General features: G+C 63.6%; 15 protein-coding genes. 2 read left to right on the top strand and 13 right to left on the bottom strand.

All coding sequences use genetic code 11. From position 1 onward, the window contains the following. Positions 1-426 precede the first annotated feature (426 nt). From HJG53_RS12645 to HJG53_RS12595, 11 genes are all read right to left on the bottom strand, one after another. Entirely contained in the window at positions 427-864 is a 438-nt protein-coding gene (locus HJG53_RS12645) for a DUF1622 domain-containing protein (RefSeq protein WP_171131107.1), read from the bottom strand. Then, a complete protein-coding gene (locus HJG53_RS12640; protein ID WP_171131105.1) occupies positions 851-1,567 on the bottom strand; it encodes a cytochrome c3 family protein in 717 nt (238 codons plus the stop codon). The genes HJG53_RS12645 and HJG53_RS12640 overlap by 14 nt, the downstream gene beginning before the upstream one ends. Further along, positions 1,564-2,292, bottom strand: coding sequence for a hypothetical protein (locus tag HJG53_RS12635; protein WP_171131103.1), 729 nt, complete (start codon positions 2,290-2,292; stop codon positions 1,564-1,566). Before HJG53_RS12635 ends, HJG53_RS12640 begins: the two co-directional genes overlap by 4 nt. Beyond that, a complete protein-coding gene (locus HJG53_RS12630) occupies positions 2,292-4,226 on the bottom strand; it encodes a 2Fe-2S iron-sulfur cluster-binding protein (RefSeq protein WP_171131230.1) in 1,935 nt (644 codons plus the stop codon). The genes HJG53_RS12635 and HJG53_RS12630 overlap by 1 nt, the downstream gene beginning before the upstream one ends. Before the next feature lie 26 nt (positions 4,227-4,252). After that, on the bottom strand, positions 4,253-4,606 hold the full coding sequence (locus HJG53_RS12625; RefSeq protein WP_171131101.1) for a hypothetical protein: 354 nt from the start codon (positions 4,604-4,606) through the stop codon (positions 4,253-4,255). Between the two features lie 64 nt (positions 4,607-4,670). Further along, positions 4,671-5,630, bottom strand: coding sequence for a phosphogluconate dehydrogenase (NAD(+)-dependent, decarboxylating) (gene gnd / locus HJG53_RS12620; protein WP_171131099.1), 960 nt, complete (start codon positions 5,628-5,630; stop codon positions 4,671-4,673). Between the two features lie 53 nt (positions 5,631-5,683). Next, the gene (locus tag HJG53_RS12615) at positions 5,684-6,049 is read right to left on the bottom strand and encodes a hypothetical protein (protein ID WP_171131097.1); all 366 of its coding nucleotides are present in this window, start codon (positions 6,047-6,049) and stop codon (positions 5,684-5,686) included. Positions 6,050-6,235: 186 nt separating this feature from the next. Next, positions 6,236-9,463, bottom strand: coding sequence for an efflux RND transporter permease subunit (locus HJG53_RS12610; RefSeq protein WP_171131095.1), 3,228 nt, complete (start codon positions 9,461-9,463; stop codon positions 6,236-6,238). Beyond that, positions 9,460-10,968, bottom strand: a complete 1,509-nt coding sequence (locus HJG53_RS12605) for an efflux RND transporter periplasmic adaptor subunit (protein ID WP_171131093.1) — start codon at positions 10,966-10,968, stop codon at positions 9,460-9,462. Before HJG53_RS12605 ends, HJG53_RS12610 begins: the two co-directional genes overlap by 4 nt. A 5-nt stretch (positions 10,969-10,973) precedes the next feature. After that, positions 10,974-12,140, bottom strand: coding sequence for a TolC family protein (locus HJG53_RS12600; RefSeq protein WP_171131091.1), 1,167 nt, complete (start codon positions 12,138-12,140; stop codon positions 10,974-10,976). Positions 12,141-12,338: 198 nt separating this feature from the next. Then, positions 12,339-12,752 (bottom strand): hypothetical protein, encoded by a 414-nt coding sequence (locus HJG53_RS12595; RefSeq protein ID WP_217352815.1) that lies wholly within the window; start codon positions 12,750-12,752, stop codon positions 12,339-12,341. A gap of 134 nt (positions 12,753-12,886) precedes the next feature. On the opposite strand from HJG53_RS12595, the gene HJG53_RS12590 reads away from it, so the two are divergent. Further along, a complete protein-coding gene (locus HJG53_RS12590) occupies positions 12,887-14,200 on the top strand; it encodes a type II restriction endonuclease (RefSeq protein ID WP_171131227.1) in 1,314 nt (437 codons plus the stop codon). Positions 14,201-14,399: 199 nt separating this feature from the next. On the opposite strand, the gene HJG53_RS12585 is transcribed toward HJG53_RS12590, so the two are convergent. After that, complete coding sequence (locus HJG53_RS12585) at positions 14,400-14,762, bottom strand: DUF411 domain-containing protein (RefSeq protein ID WP_254447732.1); 363 nt, start codon at positions 14,760-14,762, stop codon at positions 14,400-14,402. A 625-nt stretch (positions 14,763-15,387) separates the two neighbouring features. On the opposite strand from HJG53_RS12585, the gene HJG53_RS12580 reads away from it, so the two are divergent. Further along, on the top strand, positions 15,388-16,383 hold the full coding sequence (locus HJG53_RS12580; protein ID WP_368039576.1) for a HEPN domain-containing protein: 996 nt from the start codon (positions 15,388-15,390) through the stop codon (positions 16,381-16,383). 40 nt (positions 16,384-16,423) lie between these two features. Here the strand turns inward: HJG53_RS12580 and HJG53_RS12575 are convergent, their stop codons facing one another. Continuing rightward, positions 16,424-16,699 (bottom strand): HU family DNA-binding protein, encoded by a 276-nt coding sequence (locus HJG53_RS12575; RefSeq protein ID WP_171131086.1) that lies wholly within the window; start codon positions 16,697-16,699, stop codon positions 16,424-16,426. Positions 16,700-17,050: the final 351 nt, after the last annotated feature.

Raw genomic sequence — 17,050 nt, 5'->3', positions numbered from 1 at the left:
GCGGCGCATCGGCGAAGCTGCTCGTCTTGAGGAAGCTTTGCGCATTCAAGAGCACAAGCAACGCAGGCCCGCGCGCAGGCATCGCAGAGAATGGAATGGAGCGCCGATCGTCGCACCAGCGAGTCGGCGGTCGTCTGGCAGATTTCCGCACAGTCCGAGAGCAGCACGGCAAGTGCGGCGAAGTCGGGGCGCGATCCCGCCCGCTCGAGACAATAGCGGGCGGTTTCGAGGCACATGCGCTGCGACCTGGCGCACATGTCCGCGCATTCGTCCAGCGACATCCCGGCCATATGACTGCCCGAAGACTGCGCCAGCCCTGCCGTTGCCGTCACCGAGGCTGCGGCCAAGGTCGTCCCGAGGACTGTCCGGCGAGTGTGCATTGAGACCTCCAAAGCATTTCACGGGTTGAACATCGATCAGGGCCGCTCAAAAGCCTTCGCGCGACGGCGCGGGATCTCGAGCGATATCGCTGTTGCCTTTACGCCCCTTCTCCCTTTCCATTCGAGTGTCTTGCCACGGCCAGTGGCCGTTGATCTCGACTCCCAGGGAGATGCTGAGGAACGTGCGCACCAGAACCAGTCCGGCGAGCACAATCAGGTCGTCGAGCGTGGGATTGATCACAAGCGACTTGACGATGTCTCCGGCGACCAGAAATTCCAGACCGAGGAGAATGCTCCGGCCCAGACCTGATCGAAACGGCCGGTATGCGTCGCCCGCTGCACCCCGCGACCATTGCTTCACGAAGACGATGACCGCCATTGCGGCACCGATCAGGATAGTGAGCGTGCCGCACAGTTCGAGCACGATCACCGCGAGCTTGAAGAAGGCGCTGAGCCAATCCGCGGGGAAATCAGTGATGGTCATACCAGCCACGCCCCCGGACGTTGTTGAAGCTGTCGGTCGTGTGACAGGCAAAGCATTGTTCGACGCGGGCGCGGCGGTTAGCCGCACGCTGCGAAACCATGCTGAAATGTTCCATGTAATGGCTCGGAGGGGCCTTGTGGCATTCCGAGCATTGGGTCGAGTTGACCGAAGGATGAAGGTAGCCCGAGATCTGCCAGCTCTCAGTTGAGTGACAGGTTGCGCAGTCCGTTCCAAACAGTCCTTCGTGCGGATCCCGCAGTGAATGGCAGCCGGCGCAATCCAACACCCCCGATGCTGCCTGCACGGGCGCGCCTCGGACCGTTAGGGGATAGCGCCAGAGCCTCGCATCAAGCAGCGCGTCATGGTCCATTGCACTTGGGCTGCGCCTGCCTTCATGCTCGACATGACAGGAGGTGCACTGGGCCGCCGCGGCATGGAACTGGGTCGACTGCTTGCCACCGAAATCGGCTCCTGCATGACAGCTGAGACAGGTCGCCGCCTCAACCCCCTTCAGCGGTGTGTGACACGCCGTACATTGGCCAGCAAAACTCTGGTGCGCCTCCGACGAAGGCCCCGGCGAAACCAGGCGGGCGACCAGCCCCGCGGACGCCGGCGCATTGGGCCGCGTCACAGCCGCCAGTCCCAGCAAGACGGCAGCCAGCACCAGAAAGGAAGCGAGATACCAGAAGGCGCGCGCGATCATAACCAACGCAGCCCGTAATAGATCGCAGCGCCAATATGGAGCAGCAGCGCCGCGTACAGCAGCACGCCGCACACAATGTGAAAGACGCGCCACTTCCCGAAAAGCGCGTTGGTCGCTTCTTCGGCACGTACTGCATATTCGGTGTCGGAAAGAGCGGACGCGAGCGCGACCCTGTCTTCCGGCACCGGTACTGAGGGTGTATCGCCGGCTGCAAAGAAATAGCCCGCCCAGCGCCCCGGCAGCCGGGTATTCTCATCCGCCCCTGCGACCGGCGCCGGCAGGTTCAGAAATGCTGATTTCAGCGATGCCAGTTCGGAGCGGCGCCCACGCAACGCTCTTGCCATCTGCGCGAGAAGATACCGGCCAATGAAGCCGCTCATCACGGTGAGCAGAATGAGCCCGGTCAGCGCTACGCCAAGAGGGCTCCCGAATGTGTGGGCAGCGTGGATGAGCCCGATCAGCGGCGCCAGCACGCCCGCATAGATGTGAATCGCGAGCAGGGTCGGCGTCGCGATCCGCTTCGACAGGCGCCGCTCTACCCAGCCGATATGCTTTGCCGCCACATAGGGCAGCGTCAGCAGCATCAACAATGCTGCAACGATCCCAAGGATACCGCCAGCGAGGCTGCCCGGAAATCGGGGCGACACATGGACGAGATATCCCAGCGGAAAGAGCAGCAGAAAGCCAACCAGCACGCCGATCAGCACATCACCGCGTTCGCGCATCAGGCTTCTACCACGAGCGGCTTTCCGGTGCTTTTGGCTTGGCAGGCGAGCACATAACCGTTCGCCTTGTCAGACGGCGCCAGGCCGGTCTCCACAGCCATCGTCACCTCTCCGTCCAGCAACTTGACGACACACACACCGCATTCGCCGACCCGGCAGGCGTAAGGAATCTCGACGCCGGCTCCTTCCGCCGCTTCGAGGACCGTCTGCCCGGCCGGCAAAGCAGCTGAGACGCCGGCGACCGAGAAGGTGATGGTTGTTGCAGCGACATTAGCGGAGCCGGCAAGCGACTCGGCAGATTTCGCCTCCGTGGCGACAGCGGTCGGCTCTGCGACCACCTCGACAGGTTCGACGGGCAGGGATGCCGGCCCAAATGCTTCTGTATGGAGTTGCGCCTCGGCAACGCCTAGCTCGGCAAGCTGCGCTTTTATCGCTGCCATCATCGGCGGTGGGCCGCAGAGATGGATTCGACGCCGGGCAATATCGGGAACCGCGGCGACCAGCATCTCCTTGGTGATGTTGCCCTCTGGCCCGAGCCAGACAGTTCCTGGGGCACGTTTCATAACGCCGAGCACATGCAGATTCTCATGACGCCGCTCGAGCCGTTCGAGCTCGTCCCTGAAGACGAACTCCTCCGTTGATCGCGCGCCATAGAGGAAGAAAATTTCGCCTGACCAGGCGGTGTCGGTGAGATAGCGCAGCACCGACATCATCGGCGTGATGCCGACCCCGCCCGCAATGAGAACGATGCTGTCCGCATCGGTGCCGGTGAAAGTGAACGCGCCGAACGGACCGGAGATCTTGAGAAGATCGCCAACCTTGAGCGTGTCATGCAGGTAGCACGACACCACACCCTGCTGCTCGCGTTTCACGGTCAACTCAACAAATGCCCGCTGGGTCGGTGAAGAAGCGATCGTGTAGGACCGACGGGCAGGCTTGCCGGACTCAGGCTCCACCTCGACCTGAAGGAACTGGCCGGGCAGGAAATCGAACGGCAGCCGGTCCGCAGAGGGGTCAGCAAGGCGAAACGTCTGCACCGTCGGCGTCTCTCGGACGATCTGCACCACCCGCAGCGAGCCGGTCCACGGCTTCGGCCTTCTGAGCGATGCTCCCGCCGGAGACGCCGCGTTGCTGGGTGGCAATGCATCGAATGTGGCGAACGGCGCGCTCGCAGGCGCCGCGGACGCAACCTTTGCTGAGATCGGGCCGGGAGCGGAAGCGGCGGCCGCGGGGGCGTGGGCGGGTGGAGCACCGGTTGCTTGGGAATCCGTCACGATCCGGCGAATGCGTCGCGTACGGGCCCATTGCAGGCCGATTAGGCTCCCGCTCACCGCTAGCAGGAACAGCATCAGGAGCAGATGCGCAGGGGATAGTCCGACCGGGAAATCGGTGTGGGCCTGCATCGGCGGCTCGATTGAAAGCTGATCCCGAAACCAGTCGGCAGCAACTTTGGAAGGAGGTTGCGAACCTGCGAGGGCGGCTTGGGCGGCGGAACCGCTTCGGAAGAGATCAACTCCCTCCCTGAGCTGGCGCGCGGCGTCGAGTTGCTGCGCAGGCGTGTCTGCGTGCATCCCCGCCGCCGAGCCCTCCCCGATCAGCTTCAGCCCCTGATGGACCCGATCGGCGGCCGTTACCCGAAGTTCCTGGCGCGCGCGCGCATCGATTGGGGGAATGGCAAGGAGCTGCGCGAAAAAGGGGTTCTGCCTGCGGTCGCCATGCTCGCCCTCATCCATCGAGCCCATCGACCCCATCATCCCCGACATTCCGGAACCGGAAGCTGGCTGCGCGCCTGCGCCGGCGCCCATCGGGGCAGCCGGGGATGACTCGTGATGAGCGGAGTGCTCGCTGCCCTCCTGGGCCAGGGCAGGCGAGGCGATCGCCACAGCCGCCAGGGCGGAGAACAGACTTGCCGGAAGCCAGGACGACTGGCGCATCGACATCTTCTCGCCTGGGCTCCCGATCACATATGATTCATTGGCATCGCTTGGTTGTCCGCTTGCGTGTCGGGTTCATCTGCATTGCCCCTGCTCCTGTCGCCCATGCGCATGTCGCGATGATCCATTTCCTGATGGTGTTCGCGCTCCATGTCGGCGGCCATGCCCTCGCCTCGGTCATCTTCACCGGCATAGTTGCCGGAGGCCGAGACGTCATTGCCCGGCACGACCAGGTTGTTAGCCGCAGCATCGACGGAATTATTAGAGTTGAGCGCGGCTGTATTGCCCTTTTCACTGTTGTTGCAGCCACTTGTCACCAAGGCGGCGATGATGATCAAGCCGCCGGCTGCCAAGCCGAGGCTGTTGCGCTTCTGAGCCATTTGAACCTACTCCTCCACATGAGACAGGATAATCGAAGCTATTGGCACTCTACTGGCTGTCCGCTCACGGACGAACAGGATTCCTAGCAATTGCGACCAGCTCCGCGGCAGGCGCTTCGACATGACCGCCAAAGCCCTTGCGCATCGCCGACAAGACCTTGCCGGAAAAGTGAGTCACATCGCGCGTCCTGAATCTCGCAAACAGAGCGGCCGACAGCACATCGGCCGCCACGCCCTGCTCGATCGCCGTCTGGATCGTCCAGCGACCCTCGCCTGAATCATCCACGACACCGGAAAAGTCGCGGAGCAGCGGGTCCTCGGCGAGTTGTTCGGCGAGCAGGTCAAGCAGCCAGGATGATACGACGCTCCCATGCCGCCATGTCTCGGCGATCCGCGACAGGTCGAAAGCGGCGCCAAGTTGCGAGGGCGCCTGACGCAGGATGTCGAAGCCTTCGGCCATCGCCTGCATCATCCCATATTCGATCCCATTATGGACCATTTTTACGAAGTGTCCCGCCCCGTTCGGTCCGGCATGGATATAGGCGCCGCCGTTCGAGCCAGCGAGCGCGAGCGAGTTGAAGATTGGCTGAAGCCATCGGACCGCGGTTTCGGGGCCGCCAATCATCAGGCAGAAACCGCGGCGCTCGCCCCCCACACCTCCTGATGTGCCGACATCCAGGAAAGCGATGCCCTTGCGCTCCAGTTCGAGGGCGCGCTCCGGTGCGTCCTTCCAGTAGCCGTTCCCGCCGTCGATCAGCGTGTCGCCGCGCGCCAGGAGCGATGAAAGTCTGTTCACGGCTTCGTCCGTGACCCCGCCGGCGGGCAGCATCAGCCAGATGGCCCTTGGGCAGGAGAGCTGCGCCACCATCTCGGCAAGACTTGGCGCCGCGACTGCGCCCGCCGCGACGACGCCCTCGACAGCGGCGGGAGAGCGATCGAACACGACGCACCTGTGCCCGTCGGCGAGGAGGCGGCGTGCTATGCCGCCGCCCATACGCCCCACTCCCACAATACCGATGTCCATGTCGGGTCCTTTAGTTCACGGGTGACAGAAGCTGTCGCGAGATTGAGAGACGGCTAGCGCTTCACGCGCTTTGTCTCGGCAATATCATGAAGGCGAGGCGCTCCATTGACGACGCTGATCCGCGCGAAATGATCATCCACGATCTGCTCGACGCGCACATGCCCGACAAGCTTGCGCCGGAAGGCCGGGGCCGCTGTTCGCGGCGGCCCGGGTATCGGCTCGATGCGGTAAACCTCGAGAAGCTGCGCAGGCTCGGCGCCGTCTGCTTTTCCAATGCAGATCACCCCTTGCCCGCTCTCAAGTCCCACAATCGAGCCGCGCATGAAGAAGGAATGCCCAATCCCCTGCGCTGGCGCGACATGAGCGCTTCCCAGCAGCAGCAGTCCGCTTACGAAACGTATAGCTGTTCTCAGTTTCATAAGACTTCCTCCAATGTGCTACCGAGTCATGATCTGCGCCTTTGGTGGTCTTTCGCGGGAGTGCGCCCGGACACAATGTTCGCCGCTCAAATCGCTTTTTCTGCGCGTACACCGCTCCCGCCTTCGTCATCATCGCCTCATTGGCTTGAGCCTATTTGACTTCGGCCCGGCCCAGAATAGGTAGAATCACGAATATCGTTTGTGCCCACTCTGCTGCTCGTCCGCTTCTCCATCGCCGGGGCCGCAAGCTTGGGCCGGCGCAGCAAGAGTCAACGGCTCACCGCCAACGGTGCGGGTGAACCGTTCCCAGCCGAGAAGCTTGTACACTGCCGGCAGGACGAACAGCGACAGCAGCGGCGCCGTGATCATGCCGCCGATCATCGGAGCGGCCAGCCGCTGCATCACTTCCGAGCCGGTGCCAGTGCCGATCAGCAATGGGAACAACCCGGCGAGGATCACGGCGGCGGTCATGGCCTTGGGCCTTACGCGAAGCACGGCGCCTTCCATAAGGGCGTGCTCGAGGTCATCCTCACTGGAGAAGCGTCCCTTTTCGACCCGTTCTTCGATCGAGCGGTCGAGATAGACGAGCATGATCACGCCGAACTCCGCCGCGAGGCCGGCAAGCGCGATGAACCCCACCGCCGTCGCTACCGAGACGGCGTGGCCGAGCAGGTAGATCAGCCAGACACCCCCAACCAGGGCGAAGGGGAGAGTGAGCAGCACGATCAGCGCTTCGCGGGCGCGCTTGAAGGCCATGTAGAGCAGCAGGAAAATGATGCCGATGGTCAGCGGCACGATCCAAATCAGCCGCTGCGCGGCGCGTTCGGCATATTCGAACTGCCCCGACCAGGCGATCGAATAGCCCGGAGGCAATTTGACTTGAGCCGCGATCTTGCCCCGCGCCTGGTCGACGAAGCCCACGATGTCGCGGCCACGCACATCGACATAGACCCAGACCGAGGGCCGCGCATTCTCGCTCTTGATCATGACCGGACCGTCCGCAATCTCGACGGACGCCACCGCTCCAAGGGGAACGATCGCGCCTTTTGTGGTCACGATCGGCAGTGCGCGCAGGGCATCGACGCTGTCACGCGTCTCGCGCGGAAAGCGCACGTTGATCGGGAAACGGGCCAGTCCTTCGATCTTCTCGTCGACAGGCATGCCCCCTACCGCAGCCGCTGCGGTGTTCTGGACGTCGTCGATTGAGAGGCCGAAACGGGCAGCGGCGAGACGGTCGACGCGAATATCGATATAGCGGCCGCCGAGCATGCGGTCCGAGATCGCCGAGCTCGTGCCCGGGACCGTCTTGACCACCTTCGCGATCTCCGCCCCGAGCCTGTCAAGCGTCGCATAGTCGGGGCCGGTCACCTTCACGCCAACCGGACTCTTGATGCCGGTCGCAAGCATATCGATGCGGTTGCGGATCGGTGGCACAAAGACATTGGCGAGCCCCGGCACCTTCACCCGCGCGTCCAGCTCGGCGATGATCTTGTCCGTCGTCATTCCTGGCCGCCACTCGCTTTTCGGCTTCAGCTGAATGGTCGTCTCGAACATCTCGATTGGGGCCGGATCGGTCGCGGTCTCGGCGCGTCCGGCCTTCCCGAAAACGGTCTTCACCTCCGGAATGGTCTTGATCATCCGGTTGGTGATCTGGAGCAGTTCGGACGCTTTCGAAGCGGAAAGGCCGGGGAGCGCGGTCGGCATGTAAAGAAGGTCGCCTTCAGCGATCGCCGGCATGAACTCGCCGCCAAGGCGTGACGCGGGCCAGGCGGTGGCGAGCAACGCGAGCGCAGCGAGCCCGACGACGATCTTGGGCCGCCGGAGGACCCAGTGCAGGGCAGGCCGGTACGAAGCGATCAAGAAGTGGTTGATCGGGTTCTCGCTTTCCGGCCGGATCCGCCCCTTGATGAACATCACCATGAGCACCGGGATCAGCGTGATCGAGAGCCCCGCCGCGGCGGCCATCGAATAGGTCTTGGTGAACGCCAGCGGCTTGAACAGCTTTCCTTCCTGGGCCTCGAGCGAAAACACCGGGAGGAACGACAGCGTTATGATGAGGAGGGAGAAGAACAGCGCCGGCCCGACCTCGACGGCGGCCTCGACCAGCACCTTTCGACGGAGCGGCTCGGTCATCCCGCCATGTTCCTGTTCGGCATGCTCCAGCTTCTTGTGGGCATTCTCGATCATGACCACGGCCGCATCGACCATGGCGCCGATCGCCAGCGCGATACCGCCCAGCGACAGGATGTTCGCGTTGACGCCTTGGGAATGCATGATGATGAAGGCCGCGAGGACACCAAGCGGCAAGGTGATGATCGCCACCAGCGCGGACCGAAGGTGAAGCAGGAACACGGCGCAGACGATCGCGACGACAAGGAACTCCTCGCCAAGCTTCTCCCACAGATTCTCGATCGACCGGTCGATGACCTCGGACCGGTCATAGACCGTCACCACCTCGACCCCCTGGGGCAAGGAGGATTTGAGCTCCTCCATCTTCGTCTTGACGGCGTCGATCACCGACCGCGTGTCGGCACCGGCGCGAACGACGATGACGCCGCCGGTCACTTCGCCTTGGCCATTGAGCTCGGCAATGCCCCGCCGGAAATCGGGAACGACCTGGACCCGGGCGATGTCACCGATCGTGACCGGAACGCCTCCCTCGCTGACCTTCAGGGGAATATTGCGGAAATCGTCGAGGTCGCGGAGATAGCCGCCGACCCGGATCATATATTCCGCCTCGCCGCGCTCGATCACCGATCCGCCGCTCTCGTTGTTCGCGGTCCGGAGCGCGTCCATCACGGCACCGACCGAAATGCGATATAGCTGCAGCTTCTCGGGATCGACCTGCACTTGAAACGCGCGGACCATGCCCCCGACACTGGCGACCTCGGCGACCCCGGGCACTTCTTTCAGCTGATATTTGAGGAACCAGTCCTGAAGGGCGCGGAGCTGCCCGAGATCGTGGCGGCCGGTGCGATCGACCAGCGCATATTGATATGCCCAGCCGACGCCGGTGGCATCCGGGCCAAGCGCCGGCGTGACGCCCGAGGGTAGGCGCCCCGCCGCCTGGTTCAGATATTCGAGCGTCCGTGACCGCGCCCAGTAAAGGTCGGTCCCGTCCTCGAAGATCACCGTGACGAACGAGTCTCCGAACAGCGAAAAGGCGCGAACCGCCTTGACGGCAGGCGCCGAAAGCATGGTCGTCGCGATCGGATAGGTGACCTGGCTTTCGACGATCTGCGGCGCCTGTCCCGGATAGGGGGTGCGGATGATCACCTGCACGTCGGACAGGTCGGGAAGGGCGTCCAACGGGGTGCGGTTGATCGAGAAGATCCCCGCCAGTGCCAGGAAGACCGCAGCGAGGAGGACGAGCAGCCGGTTAGCCGCCGACCAGCGGATGATGCGCTCGATCATTTCGCGGACTCCGGCACGATCCGTTCGATGACGGGCGTCAGGCCCTCTGCCGGCTTGGCAAAGGAGAAGCGCACGCGTTCGCCTGCGCTGCGGCCGCGAAGAACGGACGAATCCTTGACAGGGAAGCTCATCGTCATGGCCGGCCAGCCAAGCGCGCCGATCGCTTCGTGCGAGAGCGTCACCCTGCGCCCCTTCGCGTCGAGCGACTTGATGACACCGCGCGCCTCGACGAGCGCGGCCGAATGCCCGGAATGGTCCGGTGCCTTATGAAGGCGCTCGATCAAGCCGGCGAGCGAAGCCTCGGAGTCAATTAGGAACTGGCCAGAGACCACTGCGACGTCGTCGAGATTGAGACCGCGCCTGATCTCGGTCCGGTCGCCGACAGTCCGCCCGACCTCGACCTCGACAGGCATGAAGGCGCCGTTCCGCTGGACGATGACCACATCGCGCTTGCCCGTCGAGATCACGGCCTCGGAGGGAACCACCAGGGCGCCCGTCGGGCTGCCGGAGATTACCACATTCGCGTACATGCCGATGCGAAGCTGTCCGCCCGGATTGGCGAGCGTGATCCGCACGCGTCCGGTCCGGGCCTCGGGGTCAAGCGTCGGAAAGATATAATCGATGCGCCCCTGACGCGGCTCGTCCGGATAGGCCGCGAAGCTGATCTCGACCGTCTGCCCCACTTTCAACAGGCCGAGACGTGCCTCTGGAACCTCGGCCACGACCCAGACCTGAGACAAATCGGCCAGCGTGACGATGGACTGCCCGGGCTCGACTCGCGCGCCCGGCCTGGCACCGATCGCGGTCACGATCCCCGTGCGGGGAGCATAGACGGCATAGGTGCGCTGAGGCCGCCCGCCCCGGTCAAGATTCCGGATCGCCCCCTCGGGCAGACCCAGCAATGCAAGCCGCTGCCGCGCCGCTTGCCTCAAGCCGGGCGTAATCGCCGAGCTGCCAATCTTGAGGAGAGAGCTATATTCCTGCTGGGCGCCATAGAGCTCGGGTGAATAGACCGAGGCAACGAGCTTGCCGCGCGCCACCGGCTCGCCGACGGCACGCACGCTCAGCTTCTCGACGAATCCGGCCGTGAGGGTCTGCACCTCGACGATCCGCCTCTCGTCGACCTCCACGCGACCGACCGCGGAAGTCGCCGGCACCATGTTGTCGAACACCACCCGGGCCGTACGAACGCCCAGATTCTGCTGGACTTCGGGCGAGACGCGAACTCCGTCGCCGCCCGCCGCTTCGTCCTGATATTTGGGCTGCAGGTCCATGCCCATCGAGGACTTGCCGGGCGCATTGTAGCGCTCCATCGGCAGCATCGGGTCGTACCAGTAGAGAACCTTGCGACCGGAACCGTCCTGCGTCACCCCGCCGGCGCTTTCGCCGCTGCCGCTCGCGCCGGGCGAGCCTCCGCCCAGCATGCCCGAGGAGCCGAGCCAATAGCCGCCTCCAGCCATCGCCAAAGCGAGCGCGATGCCGCCAGCGGCGACTTTCTTGCTCATCGCATTCATTTCACGAGATCTCCGGAAAGATAGGCGAGCTCGACCGCGGCACGTGCGCGCTTGGCCTGCTCTTCAACCGACTGGATGTTTGTCTCGACGTATCGGCGCACGATCGTCAGCGGCAGTTCGAGCGAGCCTGGGCCGGCCGCATAGCGGGCTCTGGCCGCCTCGAACGACGCTTCGAGGGCAGGAATCGCGTCCTTGATGATCTTGTTGAGCCGCGCGTCGGCGCCGCGATAATCGGCGAGCGCCGCTGCGTACGCTGCACGAAGCTCGCGCCGCGTACTCTCGACCCGCAGCCTCGCAGCATCCGCCCGGGCCGAGGCTTCCACGATCTTGCGATCCTGCCGGTTCTTCCTGTTGACGAACAGCGGGATGCTGACCTGGACGCTCACCATATTGTCGTAGCTCGGCCGCCAGCCATACATCGCCGACCAGCTGATATCAGGCTTGCGCTGCGCGCGCGCGACACCGATCTGGCCTCGCGCCGCTTCCTCCTGCGCTTCGGCGACACGCAGCAGGGGATGGCCGGCGATGTCGGCCTCGACCTCCGGCGGCGGTTTCAGCGCGGGCACCCTGTCGGGCAGCGGGCGGTCGGCAGCTTGGCCGATCCAGCGGGCCAGTTCGGCGCGCGCGCGCATTTCCTGCTCGCCCGCCTGCGCAAGATCAGCCTCTGCAATGGCGACTTCGGCCTGCGCCTGAAGAGCAAGTGACGGCGTTGAGGCGCCGGTCGGCACGCCCGCCTCCATGACCTGCCGTCCCGTCTTCAAGTCGGCGATGACCTGCTTCAACAGCCGCTGCTTGGCCTCTGCTTCGACAGCCAGCAACCACGCGATCATCACGGCGCGCCGAATCTGCCGCTCTTCGGCACTGGCCTCGGCCCGGCTCGCAACGGCCTCGACGTGAAGCTGATAGGCCTCCGCCTCTCGCTTCGACCGGCGGACCTGCTCGCGCATGACGCCGATCGTGTACATCGTCATCGTGTCACGGCTCGGGTTGAATGCCATGGACCCGGTCACCGGGAGGTTCTGCACTCCGGCGGAAACCTGCGGATCCGGCAGCGTCCGTGCGGTCTCGGCCGCCTGCTCCGAGGCGTCGGCCTCGCGGCGATACGCCTGCACTGTGGGTTGATCGCCCAAGGCGAGGGCGACAGCTTGATCGAGCGACAACATGTTTTGGGCATGAGCAGCAGGCGACCAACTAGCAGCCAATGCAAGCCCGGCGAGCTCGAGCGCTCGCTTCATAGTTGAATTCATCAGATGATCCGTCAGGACTGGACGGGCCGGCAAGGCCTACCGCGTCACGGTTCAGTCAATGCCAGACGGGCGCGTTTGTGCGCGCACTCGCCAAAGCACTAGTCCGTAATTGTCCTAGTTCTTCGGGGGCGGATCGATTGCGGCCCAATTGGTCGGGACGAGCTTCGATGCGGATGATGGCCAAGGCGCCATGCCGGCCGGCAATGGCGCGGGAGTGGAGAGCTTCACTGCCGGCAGCGCCACGGCGGCAGCCATCGTGCACGAAGACTTGCAACAATCCATATCGTGGTCGCGCTGACTTTCGTGACCGGAGGACATTGCCGTGCAGTCAGACTGCCGAACGGGATGCGCCCAGGCAGGGCTGGACAGCAGCGAAAACGCGAGCAGCAAGGCGGCCAAAAGCCTGATCACCTGGCCCTTATCGCAAACCGGGGCACAGGAGTAAATGAGCCAGATCAAAGCTGCTGGGATCCGCGGCATGAAATATTTGTAATCGGTCGAATCCGGCAACCGAGGCTGGAACGCCATCTCTATCGGATGTCGGTACGCTCGCCAGCGGCCGAGCAGGTGACCCGACCGGCTGAGTTGACCTCGGCGGTCCAGGCCGACACCATGGCCCGTCAACACGACTTCCCAAGGATCAGCTCTCCCCCGTGGCCCAGATGTCAACACTTGCAGCGCAGCCCCAATCCTTCTCCCAATCGGGCCAGGACCCCGTACGCGCGTTAGTGTCACGGTGGCGCGAGGACCCTGGCGCCACCTATCGCTCCTGGTTTCTGTGGGATGAGCGGCTGAAGAACTTCCGGTCGATCCGGCGTGGGATCCAGCAAGTCGTCGCGGAAATCGAGGCAGGCACCTTCGGCGTCGCTTATCGCGGGTCGTCGCTGGAAACCGTGGTTCACTCCGTGGCCGAGCAGCGCCAGATCTTCAAAGGCGCCGATCACGCCTTTCTATGGAAGCCCAAGCTCCGCATCCCCGACATCTACGAGAATCCAGAACATCAGCGCGCGTTTGGCCGACTGCTCGATGCCTGCTCCTGCTGTGACACAGCCGAGGAAGTTATCGGCTACATCCGCGACATCGACAGGCTCAGGATCAAGGGCCTCGGACCAGCGGTCGCCAATCTGCTTTACTTCCTTCATCCAACCCTGGTTCCGCCGTTCAACACGGCGATCGTCAACGGCTATAATGCCTTGACCGGTGCGAAGGTGAAACTGGGGTCCTGGGATCACTTCCTGGCAATGCGCGCCGGCATCCTGGACCTGAACGACCGCTATCGGGACCTACTCTCCAATGACCTCGGTGCAATCGGCGGGCTGTTGTTCGATGTCGGCAGCGGCCGCTACCCGGCCCCACCGCTCGATGGCGATGAGACGGCGGGCCGGACTTGGATGGAGCGGCTGGAGGAGGCGCGTGCTGAAGCGCTGAAGCTCGACAAGACCGCCACCGCGCAAGGTGAGACGGATCGTACCCATGCTGAAATCCAGGCCTGGCTACGCGATCTCGGCCTGGCGCTCGGTCGTCAGGTATGGATCGCCGCCAATGACCGCAGCCGCATCCACAATGGAATACCCCTTGGCCAAGGCTGCCTCGATCGGTTGCCGCAATCGGTCGCCACGTCGCCGGCCGCTGACGCCATCCGGCTCATCGACGTGCTCTGGCTCGAGGCGACCGGCGCCGTCACCGCAGCCTTTGAGGTGGAACATAGCACGTCGATCTATTCGGGGATCGTACGCATGCTCGATCTCGCGCTGTCAGGCTGCGACCTCCATGCAAGCGCCGGGCTGTTTCTCGTTGCACCGGACTCCCGCGAAGCGGAGGTTCGCGCGCAGCTTCATCGCCCCGCCTTTAGGCGTGTGGCGGACCTCGACATATCCTATCTCCCCTATGGGGAACTAGAACGGCACAAGGATGCCATGGCCCGCTTCGGCTCCGGACTGAAGGCGATCAAGGCGATCGCGCGCAAGCTCGACTGATTTGCTTCACAAATGGACCGAGGGAAGACGCACGCGCTGGCGGCTGAACTGGTCAAGCGTCTCCACGCGCGGCGTTAAAGCAACGCGTAAGTCTGGGGCCCGACGAGGTTGGGATTCGCCATTTTTTGTTGCTCTCACGGACGTGCGGAGACCGTTCCCGAACATCATGCACTCGAATGCCGCGCCTGGGGTCCTTACCTCAGGCAAAGACGGAGGTCCGCCCCTCCCGGTCGAACACAAAGACCTGAAACGGGTCCTTGGCGCCATCGGGCGATTCCATTCCAGGCGAGCCTATCGGCATCCCCGGGACGGCGATGCCCCTGACACCGTCGGGCCGCTCCCGAAGTAGCCTGTCCACCTGGGCAAGCGGCACATGTCCTTCGACGACAAAATTGCCCACCACCGCCGTGTGGCAGGAGGAGAGCTGCGCCGGAACTCCCAACCTGCGCTTGACCGAGGCCATGTTCGCATCGTCGAGCAGGGCGACTTGATAGCCGGCATTTCGGGCAATAGCGGCCCAGGCTTCGCAACAGCCGCAGCTCGGGTCGCGATAAACCGTCATTGCCGCGGTTTTCCGCCCTTCATCCGGTCCCGCCATCGCCGTGTTTGTGCCGCCGAAGGAGCCTCGCCGCTCCTCAGGGGAGCACCCTGCCAGCGCAAGGCCGCCCATAGCGAGTCCACCTAGAACGATGTTGCGTCGGGCCAAGTCGTTGAGTGAAACGGGCATTCGGCGTCTCCCGGGCAAAGTGCTTCAACGGACATACGCAGCAGCGAGGCATCCCCCTCATCCATGCTCGCGCCATGCCATCCTTGCAGGGCGAGACGCATCCGGCCAGCCATCACGGCTCGCGTGGCGGCTTGGTCGCCCCGTGCGGAGGCCATTTAGGATCGCCTGCATTCTTCCAGCCGCAAAGGTCTCCCGTAAAGCTCAAAGGCGTCCGGGCACGCCGGCTTCGGGCGGCCTCGGACACGCATTTCGCCTATGGTGCGAACTGGACCACGGAGATCGGCTGCGCGCTCGCAATCTCTGTTCGGACCATATCGGACGAGACGGCCTTCATCTCATTTTCAATCTCTTGCAGACACCTCAGGAAAGTGGACCCCGTCCGATCGGGGTATGCGGCCCATTCGGCTCGTGGTCATGACAGACTTCAATAACGTCTACTGCCTGTTGCGTTTCTGGCCCTATGGGTTCTGAACCGTTCAGCTTCAGCAGTGCGTCCGGCGCGCTGGCCTTCCTGATCATCCCCGCTAAAATCGCTCCCATGCGCACCGACCTCGATCATCTGCCCGTCGCCAAGCAGCGCGAGTTGGAGCGGGTTCGAAGAATTCTGTTCGAGGAGTTCGATGATGCAATCCGCTTGGGCACCCAAGCGTGGAAGAAGCAGGGCCGTATTCTCAAAATGATCCTGTATGGCAGCTATGCGCGCGGCGACTGGATTCATGATCCGGTCGGCGGCTATGTTTCCGATTACGACCTGCTGGTCGTGGTCAACCACGACAGGCTCACCGACACGCTCGAATATTGGGCGAAGGCCGACGATCACCTCCTGCGCGAATATAGCGTCACCCACCGGCTGACCGCGCCCGCCAGCTTCATCGTCCACTCGATCGCCGACGTGAACACTCAGCTTCAGCGTGGTCGACCTTTCTTCGTCGATATAGTCCGCGACGGGATCGCGCTGTACGAAATGGAGGGCCATGACCTTGAGCCGCCAAAGCCCTTGTCGCCGGACGAGCAGCGGAAGGAGGCGAAGAACAATTTCGATTACTGGTTCGAACAGGCGTCGAGCGCCAGGATGGGGGCGGATTTTTACGTCGCTAACGGCAAGAGCCGCGACGCGGCATTCCTGTTTCATCAAGCTGCCGAGCGTCTGTATCACTGCGCCTTGCTGACGCTCACGCTCTACAGCCCGAAGTCGCATAAGCTCAATTTCCTGCGTTCGCAGGCCGAAAGCCACGACCTGCGGCTGATCGAAGCATGGCCGCGCGGCACCAGATTCGGGCAGCGCTGCTTCGAGCTGCTGCGGCGCGCCTACGTCGAGGCCCGCTATTCGCCACACTACAAAATCAGGCCTGAAGAACTGAAGTGGATCGGCGAGCGCATCGCCGTCCTGCAGGAGTTGGTCCGCGCCGCTTGCGAGGAGCGGCTGGCAGCACTCGAACAAAGGTCGGTTGCCTGAAGATCGCGCGCGAGGCTGACAGCCTCGCGCGCCGGACTTATCAGCCGTTGAGTTTGGTTTTGAGCGCCAGCGCCGGCGTGAACGTCAACTTTTTCGACGCGGCAATGTCCATCGGATCGCCGGTGCGAGGATTGCGGCCCTGGCGCGCCGCGCTATGCTTGACCTTGAATTTGCCAAATCCCGGGATCGAGACCTCATTTCCAGTCGTAGCGGCTTCCCCTATCGCCGCGAACACCTGGTCGACGATCGCCTTCGCCTGAGCTTTCGAGACGTTGGCCTGGTCTGCCACTTTCAGCGCGAGATCCGAGCTGTTCATGTCCTACTCCCTTCTATAGAAGCGCATCCGCTAACCTGCTGAATGGCTCACGTCGAGCGCCCCGCTGTTCCGCCTCGCGCCTTCACAATCGCGGATTCGGCGTGCAGATGCCTCCACCGAGCGCGCGCTTTCATGGCCTGTTGAACTGTCACCTGTCGTAGGTCCGAACGTCGAACTGCAGCCTGGCTGAAAGGTCACGGCAAGAAGCCCGAATAGAGAAGGGCCGGGCTCGTCGCTAAAGGACGAGCCCGGTAACGGTCAAAACCGCGCGCCCGTCGGAGATCGACAATTCCCAAGCGCCGTAGCGAGCCCCCTGGGCCGAGCATTGCCGAACCGAGCGGTGGCCACTGG

The sequence above is a fragment of the Sphingomonas sp. ID1715 genome (genome assembly GCF_013044515.1).
Classification (GTDB): Bacteria; Pseudomonadota; Alphaproteobacteria; order Sphingomonadales; family Sphingomonadaceae; genus Sphingomonas_B.
The sequence above is the reverse complement of the archived record's forward strand: the minus strand, read 5'-3'. Positions and strand labels throughout refer to the sequence as shown.